Source organism: Kitasatospora sp. NPDC057692 (genome assembly GCF_042799475.1).
Taxonomy (GTDB): domain Bacteria; phylum Actinomycetota; class Actinomycetes; order Streptomycetales; family Streptomycetaceae; genus Kitasatospora.
On the sequence record NZ_JBHVIV010000005.1, the window covers coordinates 51,397 to 76,243 of the forward strand.

General features: G+C 76.0%; 24 protein-coding genes. 8 read left to right on the top strand and 16 right to left on the bottom strand.

The annotated features are described in order from the left end of the window. Nucleotides 1-191 precede the first annotated feature (191 nt). A complete protein-coding gene (locus ACFVFS_RS04365; protein ID WP_355367518.1) occupies nucleotides 192-386 on the top strand; it encodes an antitoxin in 195 nt (64 codons plus the stop codon). A gap of 67 nt (nucleotides 387-453) precedes the next feature. On the opposite strand, the gene galE is transcribed toward ACFVFS_RS04365, so the two are convergent. The 3 genes from galE to ACFVFS_RS04380 all read right to left on the bottom strand — a co-directional run bounded on the left by galE (nucleotide 454) and on the right by ACFVFS_RS04380 (nucleotide 3,571). Next, complete coding sequence (galE, locus tag ACFVFS_RS04370; RefSeq protein WP_380619956.1) at nucleotides 454-1,473, bottom strand: UDP-glucose 4-epimerase GalE; 1,020 nt, start codon at nucleotides 1,471-1,473, stop codon at nucleotides 454-456. Between the two features lie 700 nt (nucleotides 1,474-2,173). After that, the gene (locus tag ACFVFS_RS04375; RefSeq protein ID WP_380619959.1) at nucleotides 2,174-2,686 is read right to left on the bottom strand and encodes a hypothetical protein; all 513 of its coding nucleotides are present in this window, start codon (nucleotides 2,684-2,686) and stop codon (nucleotides 2,174-2,176) included. 105 nt (nucleotides 2,687-2,791) lie between these two features. Next, the gene (locus ACFVFS_RS04380) at nucleotides 2,792-3,571 is read right to left on the bottom strand and encodes a sigma 54 modulation/S30EA ribosomal C-terminal domain-containing protein (RefSeq protein WP_380619961.1); all 780 of its coding nucleotides are present in this window, start codon (nucleotides 3,569-3,571) and stop codon (nucleotides 2,792-2,794) included. Between the two features lie 449 nt (nucleotides 3,572-4,020). Here ACFVFS_RS04380 and ACFVFS_RS04385 point away from each other — a divergent pair, with 449 nt between their 5' ends. Further along, nucleotides 4,021-7,074 (top strand): cytochrome P450, encoded by a 3,054-nt coding sequence (locus ACFVFS_RS04385; protein WP_380619964.1) that lies wholly within the window; start codon nucleotides 4,021-4,023, stop codon nucleotides 7,072-7,074. Nucleotides 7,075-7,153: 79 nt separating this feature from the next. On the opposite strand, the gene ACFVFS_RS04390 is transcribed toward ACFVFS_RS04385, so the two are convergent. From ACFVFS_RS04390 to ACFVFS_RS04410, 5 genes are all read right to left on the bottom strand, one after another. After that, entirely contained in the window at nucleotides 7,154-7,315 is a 162-nt protein-coding gene (locus ACFVFS_RS04390; protein WP_380619968.1) for a DUF6126 family protein, read from the bottom strand. Nucleotides 7,316-7,345: 30 nt separating this feature from the next. Further along, complete coding sequence (locus tag ACFVFS_RS04395) at nucleotides 7,346-7,702, bottom strand: ArsR/SmtB family transcription factor (protein ID WP_380619971.1); 357 nt, start codon at nucleotides 7,700-7,702, stop codon at nucleotides 7,346-7,348. Nucleotides 7,703-7,927: 225 nt separating this feature from the next. After that, nucleotides 7,928-8,389 (bottom strand): hypothetical protein, encoded by a 462-nt coding sequence (locus ACFVFS_RS04400; RefSeq protein WP_380619973.1) that lies wholly within the window; start codon nucleotides 8,387-8,389, stop codon nucleotides 7,928-7,930. A gap of 200 nt (nucleotides 8,390-8,589) precedes the next feature. After that, nucleotides 8,590-9,417, bottom strand: coding sequence for an aminoglycoside adenylyltransferase domain-containing protein (locus ACFVFS_RS04405; protein ID WP_380619976.1), 828 nt, complete (start codon nucleotides 9,415-9,417; stop codon nucleotides 8,590-8,592). A 156-nt stretch (nucleotides 9,418-9,573) separates the two neighbouring features. Further along, nucleotides 9,574-11,748, bottom strand: a complete 2,175-nt coding sequence (locus ACFVFS_RS04410) for a hypothetical protein (protein WP_380619978.1) — start codon at nucleotides 11,746-11,748, stop codon at nucleotides 9,574-9,576. Nucleotides 11,749-11,927: 179 nt separating this feature from the next. Between ACFVFS_RS04410 and ACFVFS_RS04415 the strand changes: the two genes are divergently transcribed. Continuing rightward, nucleotides 11,928-12,305 (top strand): nuclear transport factor 2 family protein, encoded by a 378-nt coding sequence (locus tag ACFVFS_RS04415; protein WP_380619981.1) that lies wholly within the window; start codon nucleotides 11,928-11,930, stop codon nucleotides 12,303-12,305. 45 nt (nucleotides 12,306-12,350) lie between these two features. Here ACFVFS_RS04415 and ACFVFS_RS04420 read toward each other — a convergent pair whose 3' ends face one another. The 3 genes from ACFVFS_RS04420 to ACFVFS_RS04430 form a co-directional block, all read right to left on the bottom strand. Further along, entirely contained in the window at nucleotides 12,351-12,551 is a 201-nt protein-coding gene (locus tag ACFVFS_RS04420) for a hypothetical protein (protein WP_380619983.1), read from the bottom strand. Between the two features lie 114 nt (nucleotides 12,552-12,665). Beyond that, nucleotides 12,666-13,886, bottom strand: coding sequence for a glycoside hydrolase family 3 N-terminal domain-containing protein (locus ACFVFS_RS04425; RefSeq protein ID WP_380619986.1), 1,221 nt, complete (start codon nucleotides 13,884-13,886; stop codon nucleotides 12,666-12,668). A gap of 145 nt (nucleotides 13,887-14,031) precedes the next feature. Then, nucleotides 14,032-15,585: a PLP-dependent aminotransferase family protein gene (locus ACFVFS_RS04430; RefSeq protein ID WP_380619989.1), complete on the bottom strand. Its 1,554-nt coding sequence runs from the start codon at nucleotides 15,583-15,585 to the stop codon at nucleotides 14,032-14,034. 28 nt (nucleotides 15,586-15,613) lie between these two features. On the opposite strand from ACFVFS_RS04430, the gene ACFVFS_RS04435 reads away from it, so the two are divergent. Then, nucleotides 15,614-16,471: a methyltransferase domain-containing protein gene (locus ACFVFS_RS04435; RefSeq protein WP_380619992.1), complete on the top strand. Its 858-nt coding sequence runs from the start codon at nucleotides 15,614-15,616 to the stop codon at nucleotides 16,469-16,471. Between the two features lie 28 nt (nucleotides 16,472-16,499). Here the strand turns inward: ACFVFS_RS04435 and ACFVFS_RS04440 are convergent, their stop codons facing one another. After that, the gene (locus tag ACFVFS_RS04440) at nucleotides 16,500-17,006 is read right to left on the bottom strand and encodes a MarR family winged helix-turn-helix transcriptional regulator (RefSeq protein WP_380619995.1); all 507 of its coding nucleotides are present in this window, start codon (nucleotides 17,004-17,006) and stop codon (nucleotides 16,500-16,502) included. 100 nt (nucleotides 17,007-17,106) lie between these two features. Between ACFVFS_RS04440 and ACFVFS_RS04445 the strand changes: the two genes are divergently transcribed. The 3 genes from ACFVFS_RS04445 to ACFVFS_RS04455 all read left to right on the top strand — a co-directional run bounded on the left by ACFVFS_RS04445 (nucleotide 17,107) and on the right by ACFVFS_RS04455 (nucleotide 20,589). Next, a complete protein-coding gene (locus ACFVFS_RS04445) occupies nucleotides 17,107-18,093 on the top strand; it encodes an EamA family transporter (RefSeq protein WP_380619998.1) in 987 nt (328 codons plus the stop codon). A gap of 55 nt (nucleotides 18,094-18,148) precedes the next feature. Then, complete coding sequence (locus ACFVFS_RS04450) at nucleotides 18,149-18,787, top strand: NAD(P)-dependent oxidoreductase (protein ID WP_380620000.1); 639 nt, start codon at nucleotides 18,149-18,151, stop codon at nucleotides 18,785-18,787. Nucleotides 18,788-19,011: 224 nt separating this feature from the next. Then, nucleotides 19,012-20,589 (top strand): alpha/beta hydrolase, encoded by a 1,578-nt coding sequence (locus ACFVFS_RS04455; protein ID WP_380620003.1) that lies wholly within the window; start codon nucleotides 19,012-19,014, stop codon nucleotides 20,587-20,589. A 176-nt stretch (nucleotides 20,590-20,765) separates the two neighbouring features. Here the strand turns inward: ACFVFS_RS04455 and ACFVFS_RS04460 are convergent, their stop codons facing one another. The 4 genes from ACFVFS_RS04460 to ACFVFS_RS04475 all read right to left on the bottom strand — a co-directional run bounded on the left by ACFVFS_RS04460 (nucleotide 20,766) and on the right by ACFVFS_RS04475 (nucleotide 23,766). Then, entirely contained in the window at nucleotides 20,766-21,131 is a 366-nt protein-coding gene (locus tag ACFVFS_RS04460; protein ID WP_380620005.1) for a hypothetical protein, read from the bottom strand. A 195-nt stretch (nucleotides 21,132-21,326) separates the two neighbouring features. Then, a complete protein-coding gene (locus ACFVFS_RS04465; protein ID WP_380620007.1) occupies nucleotides 21,327-22,226 on the bottom strand; it encodes a neutral zinc metallopeptidase in 900 nt (299 codons plus the stop codon). Between the two features lie 167 nt (nucleotides 22,227-22,393). Then, nucleotides 22,394-22,903 carry a contact-dependent growth inhibition system immunity protein gene (locus tag ACFVFS_RS04470; protein WP_380620010.1) on the bottom strand — a complete coding sequence of 170 codons (510 nt, stop codon included), beginning with the start codon at nucleotides 22,901-22,903 and terminating at the stop codon, nucleotides 22,394-22,396. Then, nucleotides 22,900-23,766, bottom strand: coding sequence for a helix-turn-helix transcriptional regulator (locus ACFVFS_RS04475; protein WP_380620273.1), 867 nt, complete (start codon nucleotides 23,764-23,766; stop codon nucleotides 22,900-22,902). The genes ACFVFS_RS04470 and ACFVFS_RS04475 overlap by 4 nt, the downstream gene beginning before the upstream one ends. 184 nt (nucleotides 23,767-23,950) lie before the next feature. Here ACFVFS_RS04475 and ACFVFS_RS04480 point away from each other — a divergent pair, with 184 nt between their 5' ends. Then, on the top strand, nucleotides 23,951-24,835 hold the full coding sequence (locus tag ACFVFS_RS04480; protein ID WP_380620012.1) for an NAD-dependent epimerase/dehydratase family protein: 885 nt from the start codon (nucleotides 23,951-23,953) through the stop codon (nucleotides 24,833-24,835). Nucleotides 24,836-24,847: the final 12 nt, after the last annotated feature.

The window sequence follows — 24,847 nt, forward strand, 5'->3', positions numbered from 1 at the left end:
TCGTCGCCCGGTCATGCCCCACACCCCTTCCGCGTACCCGTCAGCCAACTTCTACAATGCTGTAGAACAAGCCAGGAGCATACAAACCCACCCCCGCAAAGTCATCCCGGCGAACCCCCGCTCCCGGAAAGCGCCAGGTCAGCGGGGGCTAGGATGGCCGCGAACCGCGCCGGACGAACAGAAGGACCATCATGTTCGAGAACCTCAAGAACCTCGCCGACAAGGCCACCGACCTCGCCCGCGAGCACAGCGGCGCCATCACCCAGGGCCTGGACAAGGTCGCCGACGTCATCGACGACAAGACGGACGGCAAGTACAGCGGCCAGATCGACACCGCCGCCGACAAGGCCAAGGACTTCATCAACGGCCTCGACGAGTCCAAGTAGCACCGGCGCGGCGGTGCCCCGGGACGCCCCGGGGCACCGGAGGCCTCCCGGGCGTCCCCGGGGCCGGTCAGGCGGTGGCGGCCAGCCGGGCCGCCCAGCGCGACCGCCAGGCGAGCGCGTCCGCGACCCCCTCGGCGACGGTCCGCCGCGGCGCCCAGCCGAGCAGCTCGCGCGCGGCCGTCACGTCGCTGTAGCAGCCGAGCACGTCGCCGGGCCGCGGCTCGGCCTCCCGGACGTCCAGCGTCACGCCGACCACCCGCTCGAAGGCGGTGACCAGCTCGCGGACGGTGGTGCCGTCGCCCGTCCCGATGTTGACCACGCGGTAGCGCTCCGCCGCCTCGGGTCCCACCACCTCGTCGAACCGGACCAGCGCGGCGACATGGGCCTCGGCCACGTCCTGGACGTGGATGTAGTCGCGGATGCCCGAGCCGTCCCGGGTCTCCCACCCGACCCCGGTGATGGTGAACGGCGCGCCGTTCGCGTGCGCCTCGATCAGCTTGCCCAGCGCATGGGTCGGCTGGAGGTCCTGGAGCCCGGTGCGCAGCTGCGGGTCGGCTCCGATCGGATTGAAGTACCGCAGCGTGATGACGCGCGTCCGATCGGCTCCGTCGCCGCGCGTCCAGTCCTGGAGCACCTGCTCCATCATCTGCTTGGTGCGCGCGTACGGGCTGTTCGCCTCGACCGGACAGGACTCGTCGACGCGGCCGGTCGGGGTGGGCCGGTAGATCGAGGCGGAGCTGCTGAAGACCACCCGGGTGCAGCCGTTGCGCTGGAGCGACTCCAGCAGGTCCACGGTCTTGCCGACGTTCTCGCGGTAGTAGAACAGCGGCCGGGAGACCGACTCGGGAACGACGATCCGAGCGGCGCAGTGCAGGGTCGCGTCGATGTCGGGATGCTCGGCGAAGATCCGGTCGACCAGCTCCGGGTCCGCGATGTCCCCCTGGTAGAACACCCGGCCCTCGACGAACTCGGGCCGGCCCTTGGAGAGGTCGTCGAGGACGACCGGAGTGATGCCCGCATCCAGCAGGGCCGACGCCACGGTGCTTCCGATGTAGCCCGCTCCGCCGGTGATCAATACCTTTCGCACGGTCGGACGCTCCTTTCCCTAGGGCGGGCGCCCGGTGGCGCCCGTCGGGTAGGGGACGGCCGGTTCGCACGCGGTGGTTCCCTTCCGACGTGATCCGCCGCCCGGCCGGGGGCGAACCGGGTGGAGGTCAGGTGCGGTGGGAGCGTTCGGGGACGGCCGGCACGGCGGCGCGGCCGGAGGCCGGCGGCGCGCAGCGGGCGCGCGAGCCACGACGGGGGCGCGCGTTCACGGTGGCGGGGGCGCGCGCCGGGCGGTGCAGCTACCGAGCGCGGGGCGGACGAACCGCGGCAGCGCCGGGAACGGGCGCGGGATGGCGGGCAGCGGGCACACAGCGGCGCCGGGGAGCGTACTCGGGGGGTGTACGCTCCCCGGCAGGGGGTGGTGGCGGCCACCGCATCGGTCGTCCGGGGGGCCGGACACCGATTGCCGTGACCGGAATGCTAGACCTGCGCGCAGGTCGTGACCAGAGCTCTGACCAGCTAAATTCCCGTCCAGGACATGCCACTTGACCCCCAGGAACCGCTCCGGCCCCGCCCGGCCCGACGGTCCGTCGACCACCGGGCGGGTGTCCGTCCGGCCCGCACCGGACGGCCGGCCGACGAAGCGTCACGGGCGCCCGACCGCCCCCGGTGCGCCTCCCCGAGCGCCCCAAGCGCCCCGCACGTCCGGAGCGCACCCCGGGACACGCTGCGAGGTGCGCTCAGGCCGCGACGTCGAGCCGCTGGACGGCGAGGCGGGGGGCGCCGTGCCGGTGCAGGCCGGCGAGGCCCGCGGCGAGCCGCTGCGGGTCCCCGGTCAGCCAGAAGCGCAGGGCGGCGGCCAGGGCCGCGCTCGCCGGGCCGATCCGCAGCCCGCTGACGGCGGCGATCCGCTCGCCGACCAGCGGCAGGAGGTCCGCGACCGGCGCGGGCAACCAGAGGGTCACCGCGCACGGGGCGGGCCGGGCCAGCACCCGCAGCAGCCGCGCCGTCCCCGGGTCCCCGGGCACGGCGGGCACGGCGGGCACGGCGGGCATGGCGGGCATGGCGGGAACGACGGGCATGGCGGGAACGACGGGCACGGCGGGCAGGACCGGTCGCACGGGCAGGACGTGCAGGCCGGGGATGACGTCCAGGAGACCGTCCACGACCACGTCCGACACGTCGGTGCCGTGGCCGCGCGCGAGTTCGCGCAGCAGGGCCCGCTCGGCAGCCGTGATTCTGACGGTCAGCATGACTTCTTCGCAGTCCATGGTCCCAGTTCCCGTCCAGAGCGTGAAGGTGTGCTCGTCCGTTGTCGGTCGTGTACCGGTCAGCCCGTGCCGATCACTACCTGCCCGTCAGCGGGCCCCCGCTATCGGCGTGATCAAGCCATAGTGGCCGTCGTAGCGGCGGTAGAGCACCCGGCCGCGCCCGTCACCGGGGTCGGCGTGGAACACGAACGGCCAGCACGTGAGCCAGAGTTGGCGGGCGGCCTCGGCCGGCTCCAGCCGGGGCGCCGGGTGCGGGCTCTCGGTGAGCGGCAGCCCCGCGCCGCCGAGCCGGACCGCGGAGTGCGCCCGGACCAGCCGGAACCCGCCGTTGCCGGGCCTGCGGTGGACCAGGCTGTCCTGGCCGGTCAGCGTGTCCGAGAAGAAGTGGAACCGGTAGTCCAGCGCCAGCATCTCGCGGACCGCCTGCTCGGGCGTGCGGCGGGCCGGCCGAACGGACTTGCGGCGGACGATCCTCCGTTCGGCGAGCGGGCGCGCCGCGTACTGGGGCCGGTAGGAGCTCTCGAACGCCGAGGCGAGCCCTATGTCGCCCAGCTCGCGCAGTCGGGCCGCGCGCCCGGCGAGCGTGCCGAGCGCCAGGTCGACCGCCTCGCGCACCGCCACCGTGGCCAGTTCCACCCGCACCCGGCCGGCGCCCTCCAGGTCCACCGAGGCCTGGGCGACGGCGGGCCGGGTGACCGACCGGTCGCGCGGCCGGGTGAGCCGCAGCCGGGCGGCACGGGCGTCCGGCCCGAGGTCCGTGATCAGCGCCAGCGACCGGGCCCGGGCGTACTCGGCGTCCTCCCGGGGCAGTTCGCCCCGGATCTCCACGCGGACGTCGAGGGCGGGCCGGTGCCGCAGACTGGTCATCAGAGGGTCCTCCTTGGTTCTGCACCATGCTGGACCTCCGCGCACCGTCCCGCCGAGGGCCGAAAGGCCCTGCCGGCCAGGCAGGACGGCCCCGACGGGGAACCGCGCCGGCACTCCCTCGGGGCGGCGCGACCGGCTCCGCGGACCGCGTCCGCCGGAGCGCCCTCATCGGGACACGCCGCGCGAACCTTGAGGACACTCCACCGATGGAGTGATCCATCCGGGTACGGCGCAACGCTCGCGGGACCGGCGCGTTTCCCATGGCGTGCGCCCTCTGTCCGTGGCGCGCGCGGGGGTCTGCGTCGACAGGCCTCCGGATCCCGGCTGTCGCGGCGGCGGCTCCGGTGGTACCGCAGCGCCGGGCCGGCCGACCGGTCCGACACCCGGCCGGTCACCCCGGACCGTCCCACCGGTCCGTCCCCCCGGTCCATCTGGTGAGAGGTGATGTCATGATCCTGACGAACGAGACCCGCAGACCGTCCGCGCCGCCCAGAACCCCCTTGGCGGAGAGCCGCCCGGCCGTCCCCCCGCTCGCCCCCGGCGCCGTCCCCGGCCTCGGCCACGCCCCCGCCCTGCTGCGCGACCCGCTCGGCTTCCTCGGCTCGCTCGCCCAGCACGGCGCGGTGGTCCGGATCCGGCTCGGACCGCGCACGGTCTGCGTGGTCACCGACGCCGGACTGGTCCACACCCTGCTGGTGGCACTCGCCCACGACTGCCCGCGCGGTGCCGTCCAGGACACCCTCAAGACCGCCTTCGGCGACGGCCTGCTGATGTCCGAGGGCCGTGCCCACCGCGACCGCCGCCGGATCATCCAGCCCGCCTTCGGCGCGGACCGGATGGCCGAGTACGTCGCCGTCATGCACCGGGTCACCGAGGAGCGGGCCCGCCGCTGGCGCCCCGGCCAGGTCCTCGACGTGGCCAAGGAGATGAACCACCTCGCGCTGGAGATCGTCACCCGCGCGCTGTTCGACGCCCGGCTGAGCGAGGACGCCACCCTCGCCTTCCACCGGGCCCTGCCCGACATGGTGAAGGGCCAGATCATCCAGTCGCTCTACCCGCACCGGGCCTTCGCCCGGCTGCCGCTGCCGGTCAACCGCCGCTTCGACGCGGCCGTCCGGGTGCTCAACCAGGTCGTCGACCAGGCGGTCAACGGCACCGCGCCCGGCAGCGCGTTCGACGCCCCGCTCGGCGGTGCCTTCGAGGGCCCGGCCGACAGCGGGCCGGGCGGCGGATGCCCGGTGACCGGCGCCGGCGGCCGACGCGGCACCACCCTGCCCGCACTGCTGCGCGGCGCCGTGGACCCCGCCACCGGACGGCCGCTCACCGAGGCGGACGTCCGCTCCGAGGCGATCACCATGTTCGGCGCCGGCACCGAGACCGTCTCCACCACGCTCACCTGGCTGATCGACGAACTCGTCCGGCACCCCGGGATCGAGGCACGCGTCCTGGCCGAGCTGGACGAGCACCTCCCGGCGGGCACCGTGCCCACCCCGGAGGCCCTCGCCCGCCTCGACTACACCCGCGCGGTCACCCAGGAGGTCGTCCGGCTGCACGCGCCGAACGCCTTCCTGATGCGCACCGCCCAGGTCCCGGTCGAGCTGGGCCCGTACCGCATCCCGGCCGGCACCGAGCTGCTCTACAGCCTCACCGCGCTCCACCGCGACCCGGTGCTGTACCCCGAGCCGCTCCGCTTCCTCCCCGCCCGCTGGCACGGCGCCGAACGGGCACCGGGCCCGGTGGGCGGAGGCGTCGCCCGGCAGGCGTTCCTGCCGTTCGGCGCGGGCAAGCACAAGTGCATCGGCGAGGCGTTCGCCTGGGCCGAGCTGACCGTGGCGGCCGCCGCCATCCTGCGCCGCTGGCGCCCGTCGGCCGTCCCCGGCGCCCGGGCCCGGGAGGTGGTGTGGACGACGGTCCAGGCGCAAGGCCTGCGCGTGCGGCTCACTCCGCGCGGCGGCCGCGCCCCGCACGCCGTCGGCCCGCGCCGCACGCCGTCGGCGGGGCACGACGACGCACCGGCCCAGTATCTTCCGATCATCGGCCCGCGGAAGTCCGATGCCGATCCACGGGATCAACGCGATCCGCACGGTCCACGCGACTCACACGGCCCGCGCGGCCCGCAGTCGGGCGAGGCGTGTCCGGCGGGTCCCACCCCGTCCACGGGCCCCACGGGTCCCGCCGCAGCGGCCGCCCCCGGGGTCCCGGTCGGCCCGGCGGCACCGCGCCGGTCGGCCGTGCTCCCCGCCCAGGCCTCCCTCGCCAACCGGCGGTCCACCGGCACCGAACACCCGCACCCGGCCGCCCTGCGGACCGCCGCCCGCACGGCCACCCGCACCGCCTCCCCCGCCGGCGTGCCCCGGACCGGCACCACCGGCGGCCGGAGCACCACCGTCGACACGGACCGCGCCGCGCGCCCGGCCACCTACCTGGGGCCGCTCACCACGGTCGTGCCGGTCACCACCCTCGAACCGCTCACCACCGTCCGGCCGCTCACCGCCCTCCCCCGGCCGGCCTCGCCGGTCCACCCCGAAGCGCTGCCCTCCGCGGCCGCTCCCCCGGCCCCCCGACGAGCGCCCGGCGTACTGCGCCCGCAGGGCGAACCGCGCGCTCCCGGCGAGCTGCTCACCGCGGCGGCCCGGCACAGCGACTGGGCCCTCGCCCACGGTCTGCTCGCCCCGGAGGACCTCGCCCGCTACCACACCTACGCGCTGCCCGAGCTGATCGGCCACTCCTACCCGCGTGCCCGCGGCACCGAGCTGGACCTGCTGATCGACATCCTCGGCTGGTTCACCATCGTCGACGACCGCTTCGACGGCCCGCCCGGCCGCGACCCCGCCGAGGCCCGCGCCATCGTCGGACCGATGCTCGCCGTCCTCGCCGGCCGGCCCGTCCCCCCGGGCACGCCCCAACCCCACCTGCTGGACGCCTGGCGGGAACTGTGGCAGCGCCAGACCGCCCCCATGCCCCCGGGCTGGCGGCGGCGTGCCGCCGCCGAGTGGCACTCCTGTCTGGAGACCTTCCTCGCGGAGACCGCCCACCGGGCCGCCCGCACCCAGCCCGACCTCGCCGAGACCGTGCGGCTGCGGCGCCACGCCAGCTGCCTCTACCCCTTCATGGACATACTGGAGCACGTCCACGGCGGCGAGGCGCCGGCCGGTCTGCACGCCGACCCCGCCCTGCACCGCCTGCGCGAGAACACCGCCGACGCGGCGACACTGATCAACGACCTCTACTCGGCGGACCGCGAGGAGCGCCAGAACGTCGCGGCGTTCAACACCGTGCTCACCCTGCAGCGGATCCGCGGCTGCACCCGCAGCCGGGCCGCCCGCGCGGTCGACGCCAGGATCGCCCGGCTGACGGCGGAGAGCGAGACCCTGCGCCACAGCCTGCTGCTCCGGCACCCGGCGGGCCGCTGGTACCTCGACGGCACCCGGGAACTGGTCGAGGGCGTCCGCGCCTGGACCAGCACCAGCCGCCGCTACACCGGGGAGGACGCCCCGCGCTGATCCCGGGCCGCGGCCGCGGCCCCCGCACCGCGGCGAACCGGTCCCGGCCGCTCCCCGGCCGGGACCGCTCGCGAGGAGGTCACTTGCGGTCGCCGAGGGCGAACAGCAGCAGCACGAACCCCGCGAACAGGTGCGTGGCGAAGATGTAGATGCCCGCCCGGACCAGCATGGCCTTGCGCCGCGCCTTCTCCTCCCGGGTGGCCTCGGCCTCCCGCGGGCGGTTGCGGGTGTTCTCACTCATGGCCGGGCACTCCTTCGGTCGACGGGCCGGTCATCGGTTGCCCGTGGGCGCGGCACCGGCCCCCGGTGCCCGCAGCTCGGTGAGCAGCGCGCCCTGGTCGGCGATCAGCTCGGTCAGGATCCGCCGCGCGGCCCGCAGCAGCTCGGCGACGTCCGGCGTGCTCAGCGCGTAGACGACGGTGTTGCCCTCACGGGTCGCCGTGACCAGCTGGGTGCGGCGCAGCACCGCGAGCTGCTGCGAGAGGTTCGAGGGTTCGATCTCGATCGCGGCGAGCAGCTCGCGCACCGGTCGCGGCCCGTCCTGGAGCAGTTCCAGCACGCGGATGCGCACCGGGTGCCCGAGCGTGCGGAAGAACTCCGCCTTCGCCTGGTACAGCGGGACCGGCATCGTCCGTCTCTCCCGTACGTCGCTGGATGGCTCTGGGTGGCTCTGGATGACTCTGACTCGACCTTTCGGCGGGAAGCATCATCGTTGCAGATGAAGATTTCTTCAAGTCGTCACGGTCGGGACCGCCCTGCGCGGGGCTCCGGTCCGCAGGGGAGGACGGGACGGGCCCGGGGCGACTCGCACCCCGGGCCCGCCCACCCCCGTCGGTCTACCGGGACCGCTTCATCAACACGGCACCACGACGTCGACGGTCACCGGAACCGGGGACCACGGGTAGCTCGCGACGCTGAAGCCGCCGTGCACGGTGGAGCCGCACGGCACGGTCCCGCCGACGCCGGGCACCTGCACGGTGCTGGCGGTGAACAGGGTCCGGCCGCTGACCGAGCCGAGCGACGCGCCGCCGACGACGTTGCCGGAGAGGCCGGTGAGCAGCTCGACGGTCTGCGGCCACGGGGTGCCCGGGCTCGGCGGGCCGGCCAGGCTGATCTGGCCGTACAGCTGGACGTTGTCGCCGGTCACCTCGGCGCACACCCGGGTGGACAGGCCGGCCTGCAGGCCGGAAGCGCCGCAGGTCACGGTGGTGGCGGTGGTGGTGGTCTGCGCAGCGTTCGCCTGGGCCGGCACGGCCAGCAGGGCCGCCGCTCCGGCGATCCCGGCCGCGGTCAGGGTGAGTCGGTTCATCCGCATGATCCCAGTCCTCCTCGTTCTTCTCTTCGTTCCCATGGACATCATCAGTGCCACATGTGACATGTCACATGTGGCATGACGAAACCCTGGCAGCTGAATCGAATGCCGAGAAGGACGAACATCCGAACAGTTGATGATCAGACTGGAAACTGGCCTTGGATGGCGCGATCGCGGCCTCGGCCCGGAGCCCGCGCCCGCCGCTACTCCCCGAGCGGCAGCCGCTCCGCCCCCAGCAGCCGCCCGCTCTCGATCGCCATGTCCACGAACGCGAGCGCCTCCGCCCGCCGGACGAACGGGCTCGGGTAGAGGGAGCGCCGCCGCCCGCCGTCACGGATCCGCAGGCACTCGTCCACGATCCGGTGCCACCGCTCGTCGAACACGGCCCGGGCGTACTCACCGGCCCCGCGCTTGGAGGCGATCCGCCCGGTGGCCAGCGTGTAGTGCAGCCGGCTCACCCCGAGCACGCCCCAGGCCGGCCCGGAACCGTTCAGACAGGCCAGCCCCGGCCGCGACGCCAACCGCGAGGAGCGCCGCCACCACGGGCGCCAGTACGACTCCAGATTGCCGACCGTCCAGCCGGCCAGCTCCTCCGGATCCGTGTCGATCATCAGCTCCTGGGCCCGCGGCCCGCAGAGCGTGACGCCGTGCCGCGCCAGCGTGTGCCAGAGCACCGGCGTACGGTCGGCCCGCACCCGGTGCCGGACCGTCCCCCCGAACACGTGCGGCCCCGGCGGCGCCTGCGCCGGCGATCCCGCCAGTTCGTGCCAGGTGAGGTAGGGACCGTCGAACGCGGGGCGCGGGTAGCGGACCGCGAGCCGGGCGTGCGCGCGTTCCAGCCCCACGAGCTGCTCCGCCGTCACCGGGTCCGCGGTCACGGCCACGAAGTCGATGTCGCTCCGTACCGGGTGGAAGTCGTCCAGGGCCGTCGAACCGACCACGTACAGGCCCTCGACCAGCCCGGGGGCGGCGGCGTCGACCAGGGCCAGATAGGCGTCGGCGATCTCGTGTACGAGAGGGTGCACAGTCACGGCGGAAAGCCTGCCACTCGGATGACCCTCCGTGTCCGTTCGTTTCCGCTAAGGATCGGCGCGTGTTGGCGCCCCGTGCACCCTCTTCGCGCCACCCTCACCCCCTTGTGCGCCACCCCCGCGCCACCCTCGCCGCCCTCCGCCACCCCACCCGGCTCATCCGTCCCTGGGCACCCGCGCCAGCGCGGCCCTGATCGCGGTGGCCGGATCGGGCACGTTGGCACCCATCGCGCGGAGCCAGTCGGCGACCTGCGCGAGCGGGAAGCCGGTGCGGCGGGCGATGCGGATGAGCTGGTAGAGGCCCGTCCCTTCCTCCGGCGCGGTCGGCAGGTCCTCCGTAACTGTGGTCCGGCGCCCTCGGGCGCGTCCGGCCAGTCCTGGAGCCATCCGGCGGCATGAAGGCCGGTGTCCACCTGCACCCTCGGCCGCAGCACCCCCGGCTCCCACACCACGCTCCGCTCCCCGTGCACGGCCGTCGTCCCGAACTCCGCGATGCCGAGCAGGCGTTGCAGCACGTCCACGCCCGACCACACGCGCCCCTCCCCCAGGCCCTCCCGCAGGTACAGCCGGACGGTCGTTCCCGGCGCCGTCCCCCGCTGCGCCGTCTCCACGATCCGGAAGAGGTGACCGGGGCCGCAGATCGCCGCCTCGACGACGGGGCCCGGGAGGCCGCCGCGGTCCATCCGGCAGCTGGTGACGCGGATCTCGTCGGCCAGCATGAAGTAGCTGAACACGCCGATCCCGAAACGGCTGTTGGGGTACAGCCTCACCGGCGGGTCGAGCTGCTCCCACGCGGTGCGCTCCAGCAGGAACTCGGGCTGTTCGGCGAAGCGCTCCCCGGCGTGCGAGAAGACGCCCGCCGGGTTCGGCCTCGCCCATGCCGATGCCGTTGTCGCGGCACTCCAGGTAGGCGCGGCCGTCCTCGTCGACGCCCTGGTCGAGGACGATCGCGCCCTCGAAGGGGTGCACGGGGACGCCCGTCCGCTCCAGGTACTCGGTGCGGGCGCGGCGGTAGCGGCAGGCATCGAGGGCGTTCTGGTACAGCTCGCGGACGGCCAGGTCGCGGTCCTTGTACAGCTGGTCGCCCATCAGCAGCTCCCGCACCCGGCGCTCCCCCAGCCGGAAGCGGGCGGAGCCGACCACAGCCGTGTCGGCCGGCCGCAGGTCGTCGGCGGAGAGCCGTTCGGGCAGGCCGGGCATCGGGACGGTGATGCTGCGGGCGATGGTGCGGCGGACGGCGTGCAGGAGGTCGTCCACCCGGTCCGTGTACTCGCGCAGGGCCTCGACCACCGCCTCGTGCCGGCAGTCGGCGCGCAGGACGGGCAGGTGGCGCAGGTCTCCCCAGACCGCCCCCGCGACGGTGGCGCGCAGCTCCGCCGGGTCGACCTGGTCCGGGATGCCGACGTGGTCGACGATGATGTCGGGCAGGCCGGTGGGGTCGATCGCCAGCCCGTGGGCGAGGGCGAGCAGCAGGGCCAGCCGTTGTTCCCGGACGCGTTGGCGGCCGGGGCCGCGCAGCGCGTCGTCGACGGCGAGGGTGTCGAGGTACTCGCGGTTGCAGACGCCGGGGCCGCGCCGCAGGCCGTGCACCAGCCGGGCGACGCGCTCGTGGCGCAACGCGTCGGCGAGGCCCTCGCCGCTCTCGGCGAGGTGCGCGACCAGGGCGGGCTCGACGAGTTCGCTGCGGCCGGCGGTCCAGCGGTGGAACAGCCACCAGCCGATGGGGCGTTCGGCCTCGGGTCGGCGGCGGGCCCGGCCGGCCAGCAGGTCCCGCTCGGCCAGGTGCCGTTCGTAGTCGGCGCGTTCGGGGCCGTCCGCGCCCCGCCCGCCCTCACCGCGCCGGGGCGCGATGCGGTCGGGGCCGACGGCGGCCAGCCGGGCGGACAGGCGCAGGCGGTGGACCTGGTCGATCAACGGGAGGAGGAGGAAGAGGCCCGCCTCCGCCGGGTGGAGGTCCAGCGGCTCGTCGCCGAGGAGCCATTCGACGCGCTCCAGGAACCGCTCCGCGAATCCCGGGTCGTACCAGGGGTCGTCGGCCAGGACCGCCGCCGCCTCGTCCCGCAGGGCCGCCAGCCGCCGCGCGGCCTCGGCGATCTCGGGCCTGCTCCGGTGCGGGGCGCGGTCGTCGGGGACGTGGTCCCACACCCTCGACGCCAGGACCGCCCGCACCCAGGGGTCGGCGGGCGGGGTGGGGGCGGTGCCGGAGTCCCTTCGGTCTCCGTAGCTGTGGACGGTGACGTGGCCTCCCTGGACCAGCAGCCCGACCCTCGCGTCCCCGGCCACGCTGTTCCAGGTGCTGCCGGCCGCGTCCGCGCCGGTGTCCGTCCCCATGCCCCACCCTGATCCTCGCCGTCACCAAGGGCGCCAGCCTACTGACCCGGCCCCGCCCGCGACCTGGGCCCGGTGCGCCGCAGCTGACGTGGGGCCAGTGCTGTGACCGGGACGGTCCACCGTGATCGGAATGCGGCTCGCGGGAGGAGCGCACGCGCAACGGCTGGTATGACTGGAGCATGCAGGAAGAGACGGCAAGCTCCGCGATCGACACGTTCATCTCCGCGTTCAACGCCTCGGACGACAGCTATGTGACGGCCCTGCTCTCCCAGGCCCTGACCTCGGACGTGGTCTTCTGGGGGCCGTTGGGCCGCAGCGAAGGAATCGCTGCGGTCGAGCGGTTCGTGCTGGACATCCGGCGCCACCCGGCGGGGACCGGCACGATGGCGCGCTGCTCGGAGGTCGACATGCCTGACGAGTGGGCCCGGTACCGGTGGGTCTTCACCACACCGGACGGAGGCCCCCGCCTGGCGGGAACGGACGTCGTCCATCTGCGGCGGAACCTCATCGACCAGGTCATCGTCTTCGCGGGGGAGATCGAGCCGTCCGTCTCCTGAGCCGCTCGGCCACCGCACCTCCAGCGGTCGGTTCGACGACGGACCCTAGCGGTGGGCGGTCAGGGTGCGCAGGGCGCCGGCCCGGCGCAGGCGGGCGAGGAGGGCGGCGGCGCGGCGGTCCCGGCCGGGGCGGGCGGCTCGGCCCAGGCGCCAGGTGCGCGAGGTCCGGCGGGTGGCGGGCGGGGTGCCGCGCGGGGCGGTGCGCGGGGCGGTGGGCACGGTGACGGGAAGGGTGGTGGACGGCACGGCGCTCGCTCCTCGACTCGCTGGTTCTGCGGGGTCGAGAAAGATGATCGTCCTCGCGGGCCCGGCGCGCGCTGGGGCCCGCACCCCGGTCGGGCGGGGGTTATCCGGAGATCCTCAGGGGCTCGCCAGGGAGCTGCGGAGGGCGTCGACGCGCTGGACGGCCCCGGTGAACCCGGCGGTGTCGAGGCGGCCGCTGTCGAGGGCGGTGGCGAGGGCCGCGACGGCGGCGTCGCCCTGGTGGACGTCGCGCGCGGAGCAGAGCACGAGGTCCATGCCGGCCTCGGCGGCGGCCACGGCCCGGTCGCCGGCCTCGCCGAACGCGGCCAGGGCGGTGGCTTCGAGGGCGTCGGTGACGGTCACGCCGCGGAAGCCGAGGCGCTCGCGCAGCTCGCCGTGGACGACGGCGCGGGAGAGGCCGGCCGGGCGGTAGGCGTCGAGGGCCGGGTAGACCGCCCAGGAGGCCATCACCAGCCGGACCCCGGCGGCGATGGCCGCCCGGTACGGCTCCTCGCCGCGGGCCCGGAGCTCGGCGAGTGGGACGGGGAGGACGACGGCGCCCTCATCGGTGTTCTGCCCGCGGGGGGCGGCGCCGAGACCGGGGAAGTGCTTGGCCGTGGCGGCCACGCCGAGCTTCTGCTGGGCGACGAGGAAAGCGGAGCCCAGCTCGGCCACCGCCTCCGGCTTCGAGCCGAAAGAGCGCTCGAAGTGGTCGATGAAGTTGTCGGGCGTGTCGAAGACGTCGAGCACGGGTGCGAGGTTGAGGTTCAGACCCGCCGCGCTCAGGGTGCCGGCCGCTCCCGTGCCGGCCCGGGCGGCCTCGCCGGCCGGGTCGGGCGCCAGGCCGATCTGTTTCGCGGAGAGCTCCGGGGCGCCGGGCAGCCGCCGGATCCTTCCGCCCTCCTGGTCGGTCATCAGCAGGAGCGGCGCACCGGTCGGGGCCTCGGCGGCGGCCTGCTTCAGCTGGGCCACGGCCGCCTGGAGCTGCGGTGTCGAGGGGGCGTTCTCCTTGAAGAAGATGACGCCGGCGGCGCGGCCCGCGCGGATGGTGGCGAGCAGTTCCGGCGGCGGGGTGGGCCCGGGGTAGGAGTAGACGACCCGGCGGCCGGCGAGTTGGAGCGAATCGGTGACGGGCACGGGGGTCGTCCTCTCCGTGGGAGTGGGGTGTGTCGGGGCCGTCGCCGCGGGTTCGCCGGACCGCTCGGCGGGGTGCGGCGGCGAGGCGGCGCCGCCGGGGCCGCCGGGGCCGCCGGGCAGCCCGAGCGGGGCGGACGGGGCCAGCGCGGACAGCAGCAGGGCGAGGAGTGCGACACGGATCGTTCGGCGGGGTATCGGCATCCGGTCTCCCTGGGTCGGTCGCGTCCTGGCGGGTGCGGGGAGTGGGGGCGCACCGGGCCGGAGCGGCGGGGCGGGCGCGGTGGGAAGGCCGGGCCCGGTGACGTCGACGGGCGCCCCGCGCGGACGCGGGGCGACACCAGCAGCCTCACCCGGGGAGCGGCCGTCCCGCCTCCCGGAGCAGCCGTCCGAGGACGGCGACGCCCTCCTCGATCTCGCCGGGCGCGCCGGCCGCGTAGCCGAGGACCAGCCCGGGCGGGTGCGGCAGCCGGGCGTGCCAGGAGAGCGGCTGCACCTTGACGCCGTGCGCGAGCGCCGCCGCGGCGAGCTCGGTGTCCGTGCAGGTCAGGCCGGCGGGGAAGGTGACCATGAGGTGCAGCCCGGCCGCCGCGCCGTGCACGACGGCGCCGGGCAGGTGCGCGGCGACGGCGGCGGTCATCGCGTCGCGGCGGCGCCGGTGGCGCGGGCGCAGGAGCCGCAGGTGGCGTTCCAGCGCGCCGGAGTCCATCAGCCGGGCGAGGACGAGTTGCGGCAGCACGGCGTTGCCGAGGTCGTTGAGCCGTTTGGCGTCGACCAGGAGCTCCCGGTAGCGGGCGGGGGCGAGTATCCAGCCGGTGCGCAGGGCCGGGGCGAGCAGCTTGGAGACGCTGCCGAGGTAGAGCACCTGCTCGGGCAGGACGCCGCGCAGCGCGGGCACCGGCGGGCGGTCGTAGCGGTGTTCGGCGTCGTAGTCGTCCTCGATGACGAGCCCGCCGTCCGCCGCCCAGCGCAGCAGTTCGCGCCGCCGGGCGCCGCCGAGCACCACGCCGGTGGGGAACTGGTGGGCGGGGGTGAGCAGGACGGCGCGGGCGCCGGTGGCGCGCAGCGCGTCGACCCGCACGCCCTCGGCGTCGACCGGGACGGGCGGGGTGGCGGTGATCCGGTGGCCGAGGTGCTGGCGGGTGCCGAGCGAGCCGGGGTCCTCGACGGCGACCGCGTCGAGGCCCGCGGCGCGGAGCACCTCGCCGGTCAGGGCGAGCGCCTGGGCGGCCCCGGCGACGACGAGGACGTCCTCGGGGTCGGCGCGGATGCCCCGGTTGCGGCCGAGCCAGTCGGCGACGGCGCGGCGCAGTGCGGGGGTGCCGCGCGGGTCGCCGTAGCCGAAGTCCTGGGCGGCGAGGCCGTGCAGGACGGCGCGTTCGGCGCGCAGCCAGGCGGTGCGCGGGAAGGCGGCGAGGTCGGGGACTCCGGGCGACAGGTCGATCCGGGCGGGGACGGTGCGCAGGGCGTCGAAGCTGGCCGGGACGGGGGCCGCGCCGAACGGCGAGGCGGGCGGGCCCGACGGGGCGGGGCCGGGGGCGGGCCGGGGCGTCCGCGGCCGGGCGGGTGCGGAGGGCCGGGCGTACGGGGGCGCCGGGGGCGGGGCGAACGGGTCGACCACGACGGTGCCGCCCCTGCCCCGGCCCGCGATCCGGCCCTCCTCGGCGAGCCGGCGGTAGGCGTCGGTGACCACGCCTCGGGAGACCCGCAGGTCGGCGGCGAGCAGCCGGGTGGCGGGCAGGCGGCCGCCGACCGGCAGCCGGCCGTCGGTGATGGCCTGTCGGAGCCGCCGGGCCAGCCAGTCCGCGAGCCCGCCGGCGGGCGCCTCACGGGGATCGAGTTGGAGGAAGTCGGCGCCGGCGCTTGTGGACCTGTCGCCCGGCCGCTCATTGGACCTGTGCACCGGTCCATTGTGCCGAGAGGGTGGGGGCATGACCACGAGCACCCCGCAGCCCGCAGCTCCTCGCTCCGCGCCCGCCTCCCGTCCCGGGTACGTCCACGGCTACTCCGCCACCGAGGCCCGCCGACTCGGCGACCAGGCCGACACCCTGGCCGACCTCCTCCACTCCGGCACCGCCTACCCGCCGGGCAGCCGGGTCCTGGAGGCCGGGTGCGGCGTCGGCGCGCAGACGGTGCACCTGCTGGCCGCCAGCCCCGGCGTGCTGCTGACCGCCGCCGACATCTCGGCGGACTCGCTCGCCCAGGCCCGGGCGCGGGTCGCACGGCAGGTGCCCGGCGCGCGGGTCCGCTGGCACCACGGCGATCTGCACCGGCTGCCCTTCCCCGACGACTCCTTCGACCACCTCTTCGTCTGCTTCGTCCTGGAGCACCTCGCCGACCCGGCGGCGGCGCTGGCCGCGCTGCGCCGGGTGCTGCGCCCCGGCGGCACCGTCACCGTGATCGAGGGCGACCACGGCTCGGCGCGCTTCCACCCGCACGGCGACGCCGCCCGGCGGGTCGTCGGCCACCTGGTCCGGCTCCAGGCGGACCGCGGCGGGGACGCCCTGATCGGGCCGCGGCTGCACCCGCTGCTCACCGGGGCCGGCTTCCGGGACGTCGTGGTGGAGCCGCGCACGATGTCCGCCGACGGGGCCCGGCCCGCGGAGGCCGATGCGTTCACCCGGCGCACCTTCGTCGCGATGGTCGAGGCGGTGCGGGCCGAGGCGGTCGCCGCCCGCCTCACCACGGCCGAGGCGTTCGACCGGGGCGTCGCCGAGCTGCGGCGCTCGGCGGAGCCGGGCGGGACGTTCAGCTACACCTTCTCCAAGGCGGTCGCGGTCAAACCCTGACGGGTCGGCGGCGCGGCGTGACGCGCGGTCACTCGGGGTTGTCGCCGAGGGTGGTGAGCACGACGCGCAGGGCGTCGACGAAGGCGGCGGTCTGCGCGTCGTCCAGCTCGGCCAGGATGCGGCGCTCGGTGGCGAGGTGGTCGGGCAGGGCGCGGTCCATCAGGGCGTACCCCTCGTCGGTGAGCGCGACGTCGCGGCTGCGGCCGTCGGAGCCGCTCGGGGTGCGGGTGACCAGGCCGCGGGCCTCCAGCCGGTCGAGGCGCTGGCTGATCGCCCCGGAGGTGACCATCGCGGACCGCATCAGACCGGTCGGGGTGAGCCGGTAGGGCGGGCCGCTGCGCCGCAGGGTGGCGAGCACGTCGAAGGAGGCGAAGTCGAGGTCGTGCCGGGCGAAGGTCTCCTTCAGCTCGGCGTCGACCAGGCGGCTCAGCCGCTTGAGGCGGCCGATCACCTCCATCGGGGAGACATCGAGGTCGGGACGCTCCGCGCCCCACTGCCGCACCACCCGGTCCACATGATCCGTCTGCTCTGCCATGCCCTCCACCCTAAACGATGCCTTAGCGGTGAGGTACCTCACGGTGAGCCGCCCCCCCTCCCCCTGTTCAGATCTCTTAGCGCTGAGATACATTGGCTTAGTGCTAAGGAATCGACTCGCCATCGTGCTGCTCACCGCCCTCGCCCCCGCCATCTGGGGCTCCACCTACCTCGTCACCACCGAACTGCTGCCGCCCGGGCGCCCGCTGCTCGCCGGGGTGCTCCGCGCCCTGCCCGCCGGACTGCTGCTCATCGCCCTCACCCGCCGCCTGCCGAAGGGCGGCTGGTGGTGGCGCTCACTCGTCCTCGGCGCCCTGAACATCGGCGCCTTCTTCGCCCTCCTCTTCGTCGCCGCCTACCGCCTGCCCGGCGGGGTCGCCGCCACCGTCGGCGCCGTCCAGCCGCTGATCGCCGCCGGCCTCTCGGCCGTGCTCCTGGGCGACCGCCTCTCCCTGCGCACCCTCCTCTCCGGCATCGCCGGGGTGACCGGCGTCAGCCTGCTCGTCCTGCGCGCCAACGCCCAGTTGGACGTCCTCGGCATCCTGGCCGCGCTCGGCGGCGCGGTGGTGATGGCCACCGGCGTCGTCCTCTCCAAGCGCTGGACCTCGCCGGCCCCGCTGCTCGCCACCACCGGCTGGCAGCTCACCGCGGGCGGGCTGCTGCTGCTCCCGGTCGCCCTGCTGGTCGAGGGCCCGCCGCCGTCCCACCTCACCGGCGCCAACCTGCTCGGCTACGGCTACCTGAGCCTGATCGGCGCGGCCGTCGCCTACGCGCTCTGGTTCCGCGGCATCCGCGCCCTGCCGCCCACCTCGGTCACCTTCCTCGGTCTGCTCAGCCCCGTGGTCGCCACCGCGCTCGGCTGGCTCGTCCTCGGCCAGGACCTCGCGCCCGTCCAGGCGCTCGGCGGGCTGATCGTGCTCGGCTCGCTCGTCGCCGCACAGACCCAGCGCCCGCGCACCCCCTCGAAGGCCGTCACCGGCGCACCCGCGGCCGCCCCCTCCGACGGCGCCGACGCCGAGCGCGCCGACGACCGCACCGGTGCCCGTGCCGGCGGCCGCGCCGGCGGCCGCGCCCGCCAGTCCGCCTGACCGCCCGGCCCGAAGCACCTCCTCCCCTTCCGATCCGATCCCAGGAGAACCCCCCATGCGCATCACCGTGTTCGGCGCGAGCGGCAACGTCGGCAGCCGGGTCGTCGCCGAGGCCACCGCCCGCGGCCACCGGGTCACCGCCGTCCTGCGCGACCCCTCCCGCCCGCACCGGCTCCCGCCGACGGCCGGGATCGCCACCGGCGACGCCCGCGACCCCGCCGACGTCCGGCGCCTCGCCGAGGGGCAGGACCTGCTGATCACGGCCACCCGTCCGGCCCCCGGCCACGAGGACGAGCTGGCCACCGCGACCAAGGGCCTGCTGGCCGGCCTGGCCGGGACCGGCGTGCGGCTGCTGGTCGTCGGCGGCGCCGGCAGCCTCACGCTGCCCGGCGGGAACGGCGTCACCCTCGCGGAGGCCCCCGACTTCCCCGCCGCGCTGCGCCCGATCGCCGACGCCTGCGGCGAGCAGCTCGACCTCTGCCGTGCGGACGCCGAGGTCGACTGGACCTACCTCAGCCCGGCCGCCCTGCTCGAACCGGGCGAGCGGACCGGCCGCTACCGGCTGGGCCTCGACGAACTCGTCGTCGACCCGGACGGCGCCTCGGCCATCTCCATGGAGGACTTCGCCGTCGCCCTCCTCGACGAGGCCGAGCGCCCCGCCCACCGCCGCGCCCGCTTCACCGTCGGCTACTGATCCCCCCTCCCCGGCCTGCGCCCGCACTCGCACCGTCGTCGCGCGGCTCCGGGCCCCCTTCCCGTCGTCCGTGAGGCCTGCGCGGGCGCTCACCCCCCTTCGGCGGAGCCGACCCGGCGGGGAGACTTCCAGCTGACACCAGGTCAGGGGTGGCTCAGGCACCAGGAGAAAGACGGGAGCCTGCTGGATCGACCACGACCGGCCCAGCGGCCAGGATCGACGCCATGACCACACGGACCTCCACCCGGACCACCCGTCCCACCGGGCGACGCTCCCGGATGCCGGCCCTCCGCCGGCGCGCCGCGGCCGTGCTCGCCCTCGTGGCCCTGGCCCAGGCGGCCGGCACTGCGGGCGCCGTCGCCACGCCCGCCGGACCGCCCGCCCCCGCCGTGCCCGCCCGCTACGCGCAGCAGCACCTCGACTGGCAGGCCTGCGCGGAGGAGGCCTCGCTGGAGTGCGCCGCCATGACCGTGCCCCGGGACTGGCACCACCCCGGGCGGGGCCCGGACCTCACCATCGCCGTCTCACGGCACCGCGCGAGCGACCCGGAGCGGCGGATCGGCACCCTGCTGACCGCCGCCGGCGGCCCCGGCGGCAAGGGCCTGAAGCGCCCGGCGGGCTTCGTCCGGGACGCGCCCGCGCTGGGCGCCGCCTACGACGTCGTGGGCTTCGACCAGCGGGGCGTCGGCCGCAGCACCCGGGCCGTCTGCCAGACGCCCGAGGAGTTCCAGGCCTTCTTCGCCGGGGACTTCCGCGACGACACCCCGGCCGACCGGGCCCGGGTGATCGCCGCCTCGCGCGGGTTCGCGGCCGACTGCGAACGGCGCAGCGAGGGCCTGCTGCCCTATCTGACGACCGAGCAGACCGCCCGGGACCTCGACCTGTTGCGCGCCCTGCTCGGCGAGCGCCGGGTGAGCTTCTTCGGACCGTCCTACGCCACCAGGATCGGCGCGTACTACGCGACGCTGTTCCCGCGGCGGGTCGAGCGGATGGTGCTGGACAGCGTCACCGGGGTCGACGGCAGCTGGGAGCGGTTCCAGCAGCGGTTGCCGATGAGCTTCCAGCGCCGCTTCGAGGAGGACTTCCTGCCCTGGCTGGCCGCCCGGGACGCCACCTACCACTACGGCACGACCGTCGCCGAGGCGAAGGCCCGCTGGGAGGCGCGCCGGGCGGCCCTGCGCGAGCACCCGGTCGTCGACGGTCCGCTCACCCTCGGGCCCAACCAGTTCGACAACGGGGCGATCCAGGCCGTCTACCGCGCGTACAACTTCGCCGATCTGGCCACCGCGCTGAGCGCGCTCGACGACTGGCCGAACGCCGGCCCGGCCGCCCGCACCGCCGTCCGGCGGATCTACGGCCAGTACCTCGACCCGGAGTTCCTCGCCGAGTACTTCGCGGTCCTCTGCAACGACACCCCGTGGACGCGCGACCTGTCCGTCTGGGCGGACCGGAGCGCCGAGAGCGCCGCGCGCTGGCCGCTGGCCGGGGCCCGTACGCTCGCCTTCTCCGCGGTCTGCGCCACCTGGCCGGCGCCGACGGCGCCCCCGGTGCGGATCACCGGCGCGGGGCTGCCGCCCACCCTGATGCTCAACTCGGTGCACGACCCCGCGACGCCCATCGAGGCCGCGCTCTCCGCGCACCGGGCCCTGCGCGGCTCGCGCCTGGTGACGGTCGACGGCAACGGCGACCACGGCCAGTACCCCGGGCCGAACCCGTGCGTGCGCTCCGCCGTGGAGTCCTACCTGCTCTCCGGGACGGTCCCGCCCGGCGACCTCACCTGCCCGTCCCCGGAGGCCGGATGATGCGTGCACCGGGGCCCGGACCGGCCCCCCTCCGCCGCCGGGGGCCGGTCCGGCCGGACCGCACCGACGCCGTCGGCCGCGCCGCGGTTCCGAACGCGGCCGTCCGCGGCGGGATCCTCCCCCCGGAGGACCCGCCGCAGACGGCGTCGGCCGAGGGCCGACCGGCCCTCGGCCGCTCAGGGGCGGTCGAGGGTGATGGAGTTGATCGGCGTCAGGTCGGCGTAGACGCCCGTCTCGGCGGCGAGGTCCTCGCCGCAGCCGGTGCCGTTGGAGCCGGTGCACAGGTGGGCGTGCGCGCCGCCGGACTGGTTGTTGAGCACCCAGTGGTTGCCGACCTGGTTGTGGAGGTTGTGGGCGCCGTAGCTGTAGAAGATGTCGGTCGGCGGCCGGCTGGTGTCGGAGTCCTGGGGGTAGATGCAGACCGCCCCGTACGGGCAGCCGTCCCAGGGGCCGTCGGCGGCCTGGGCGCCGGTGGTCCCCATCGTGGTGGCGGCGGCGGCCGCGATGGCGAGCGCGGCGACGGTGTGCAGGATCTTGCGCATGGTGGTTCTCCCTCGGATGCTGGTCCGGTCCGTGTCGGGCCGGTGCTCAGCAGCGTAGGAAGCGGCCGCCCCCGGCGGTCCCTGACGGATGACAGGGTGCCGGGGGCCGTCGCGCCGGGAGTCCGGCGCCGGACAGCGCAGGACCGGGGCGCGCAGGACCGGGCGGCGCAGGACCGGGGAGGGCCCGGCCGCGGGTCAGCGCGATGCGGCGAAGGTGTCGCAGCGGGCCGGGTCGCCGCTGCGGTAGCCGGTGGTGAACCAGGCCTTGCGCTGGTCGGAGGAGCCGTGGGTCCAGGTGTCGGGGTCGATCCGGCCGGTGGCCTGCTTCTGGATCCGGTCGTCGCCGACGGCCGCCGCGGCGTCCAGCCCCTGGGCGATGTCCTGGTCGGTGAGGGTGCTGATCAGCGGCCGCCCGGTGGACGCCTGCGGGGTGGTGGTGGCGTGGTGGGCCCAGACGCCCGCGTAGCAGTCGGCCTGGAGCTCCAGCTTGACCGAGGCGCTGTTCTGGCCCTGCCGGTCCCGCCCGACCTTCTGCATCGTGCCGGTCAGGTTCTGGATGTGGTGGCCGTACTCGTGGGCGACGACGTAGGCCTCGGCGAACGGGCCGCCGCTCGCGCCGAAGCGGGTGGACAGCTCGTCGAAGAACCCGAGGTCGAAGTAGGCGCGCCGGTCGCCGGGGCAGTAGAACGGGCCCACGGCGGAACTCGCCGCGCCGCAGGCGGTGTTGACCCGGCCGGTGAACAGGACCGTCTCGGCGGGCCGGTAGGCGACACCGGTCCGCGGCAACTGTCCGCCCCAGAAGTCCTGCAGGCTGTTGGTGACGGCGACGATCCGGCAGTCCTGGCGGCGGTTGGCGTCGGCACCGGTCCGGCAGACCTGCTGGACCTCCCCCGCGGTGGTGGTCCCGCCGGAGCCGTTCGACCCGCCCCCGCCGTCGGAGAGCCCGAGGACGCTCGGGTCGACGCCGAAGAGCACCGCGATCAGAACGGCGATCAGACCGGCCGCGCCACCCCCGATGGCGACCTTCCCTCCGGGGATGCGGCGCCGGTCGTCCACCTGCGAGGTGTCGAGGTCGCCCTGGTCGTCGAACTGCATGCCGGTCCGTCCCTTGTGGTGCTGGCGGCGCCCGAGGCGCCGGGCGGCCGGGCTCGGCCGCCCGGCCACGGTAGCCGCTCCGCACACCGCTTCCGCGGCAGGACGCGCAGGTCAGAGGCGGTTCAGCGGGGCCACGGCGGGGTCGGTGACGCGGCGCGACGGGCTCGTCACAGCGCCCCGGGAGCCGGGGCGGGCGCGGCCGCGCGCCCGGTCGCCAGGAACGCCTCGACCCGGTGCCGCTCCCCCTCCGGGAGGCCGGGCCCCGGACCGGCCGCCCTCGGCCGGAGGGCGGCGGCGAGCCGAGCCGCGAGGTCGGGCCGCTCCGTCCGGACGTCCGGCTCGCAGCGGAGCACCGCGGCCAGCAGATCACCGGGGTACAGGTCGCCCTCGGCCCAGGGGTCGCGGCAGAGCAGGTCGACCGCGCGCGGGAGCAGGTGCGGCAGCCCGATGCCCTGTCCGATGAGCAGCCGGAGGTCCTCTACGGCCAGATCGGCGACCGGACGGCGGCGCAGCGCGTGGGCGGTCGCGATCAGCCGGGTCGCGTCCGCCGGCGGCGCGGGCCACCGGACGCCTTCGAGCGCCTCCAGCGAGCCCGGCGCGATCGCGTCCGCCCCCGGGTCCGCGACCCCGGCCCCGGCCCCGGCCCCGGAGCGGCGGTCGCGGCGGTCGCGGCTCACCGGACCACCGCCCCTTCGGCCGGCCCGGCGTCGAGCTGCTGCTGCCCGACCACCCGGAGCAGCTCCAGGCGCTCGGCGCTCACGGTGCCGGGCGGAGCGGTGTGGACGAGCAGCAACTGGTCCTGGCCCGCGGCGGCCAGCACCTCGCAGTCCAGGTCGAGCCGGCCGACCACCGGGTGCAGCACCGTCTTGCGACCGCTGCGCCGCACGGCGACGTCGTGGCGCGCCCAGTGGGCGGCGAACTCCTCACCGGTGGCGAGCAGGCGCGCCACCAGCCGGCCGAGGTGGGCGTCCCCGGGACGCGCCGCGTGGGCGGCGCGCAGGTGGGCGACGTGCGCGCGGGCCAGCTCCTCGTGCTGCTCGGCGGGGAACCGCGCGCGGACGGCCGGCTCGGTGTACCAGCGCAGGACCACGTTGCACTCCTCCGGCCGGCTCCCGGCGACCTCGCCGAACAGCGCGGCGGCCATCGGGTTCTGGGCCAGCACGTCCCCCACGTCCGAGACCACCTGGGCCGGGGTGTCGTGCAGCCGGTCCAGGATCAGCAGCAGGCCGGGCCGGACGTGGGTGAGCGGGGTGTGGCGGCGCGGCGGGAGGTGGCCGGCGAGGTGGAACAGGTGGTCCCGCTCGTCCTCGGTCAGCCGCAGGGCCCGGGCGAGGGCCGCGACCAGCTGCGGCGAGGGCTGCGGACCTCGGCGCTGCTCCAGGCGCGCGTAGTAGTCCACCGAGAGCCCGGCGAGCTGCGCCACCTCCTCCCGGCGCAGGCCGGGCGTGCGGCGGCGGGCGCCGGGCGGCAGGCCGACGTCCGCGGGGGCGAGCCCGGCGCGGCGGCGGGTCAGGAAGTCGGCGAGGGCCGGTCGGTCGATCACCCTCCCATCCTCCGCCCCGCGCCGGCCGCTCAACCAGGGATCGCCGGTCCCTGGTTCAGGAGGTCTCTGCCACCGCCGCCGGTGCGCCGCCATCGTGGTGGCCGCGAGGGGGCGGCGCCGGACACGCCGGCGAGCGGTCGCCCCCGTCGACGAGTGACCACCTTCCGGGAGTGAGGCAGCGATGACGACGTTTCTGGTGACGGGTTCCACCGGCCAGGTCGGCCGCCGGTTCGTGCCGCGGCTGGCGCAGTGGGCCGGCCCGGGCGCGGTCCGGGTGCTGGTGCGACGGGCGGCACAGGCGGAGGCGGCCGCCGCCCTCGGCCTCGGGGCGGTCGTCGGCGACCTGCGGGAGCCGGCCGACCGGGCGCGGGCACTGGAGGGCGTGGACGTGGTGGTGCACGTGGCCGCCGCGCTGCGCGGGGTGTCGGACGAGGAGGCCTTCGCGGTGAACCGGGACGCGACCGTCGCCCTCGGGCGGGAGGCCGCCGATGCCGGGGTCCGGCGGTTCGTGCACACCAGCACCAATCTGGTCTACGGACGGGGAGCGGCCCGGCCCGCCGTCGAGGACGACCCGCTGGCCCCGGATCCGGCCTGGGGTGCCTACGCCGCCTCCAAGGCCGCGGCCGAGGAGGGGCTGCGCGCGCTCGGCGACCGGCTGCCGCTGGTCGTGGTCCGGCCCGCCTTCGTGTACGGCGAGGGCGACCCGCACCTCGCCGACGCGCTGCACTGGGCCGGCCGCTGGCCCTCGCACCGGCGCCTGCCCGTGGTGCACCACGCCGACCTGGCGCGGGCGCTGTGGAGCGCGGCGGTGACCCCGGGGGTGGAGGGGCGCAGCTACAACGTGGCGGACGACGCCCCGGTGACCGCCTGGGACCTGCACGACGTCAACGGGGCGCCCCGCCCGGTGTCCTGGACCGAGGCCTCCGAGCCCGCCGAACCCGCCGAGGCCGTCACGTCCGCCGACCCCTGGGAGGGCCAGGTCTCGACCGCCGCGATCCGCCGCGAGCTGAACTGGCGTCCGCTGTACCCGTCGGTGTGGACGGCCCTCGACGCGGGCGCCCTGTAGGCGGGGACCCGT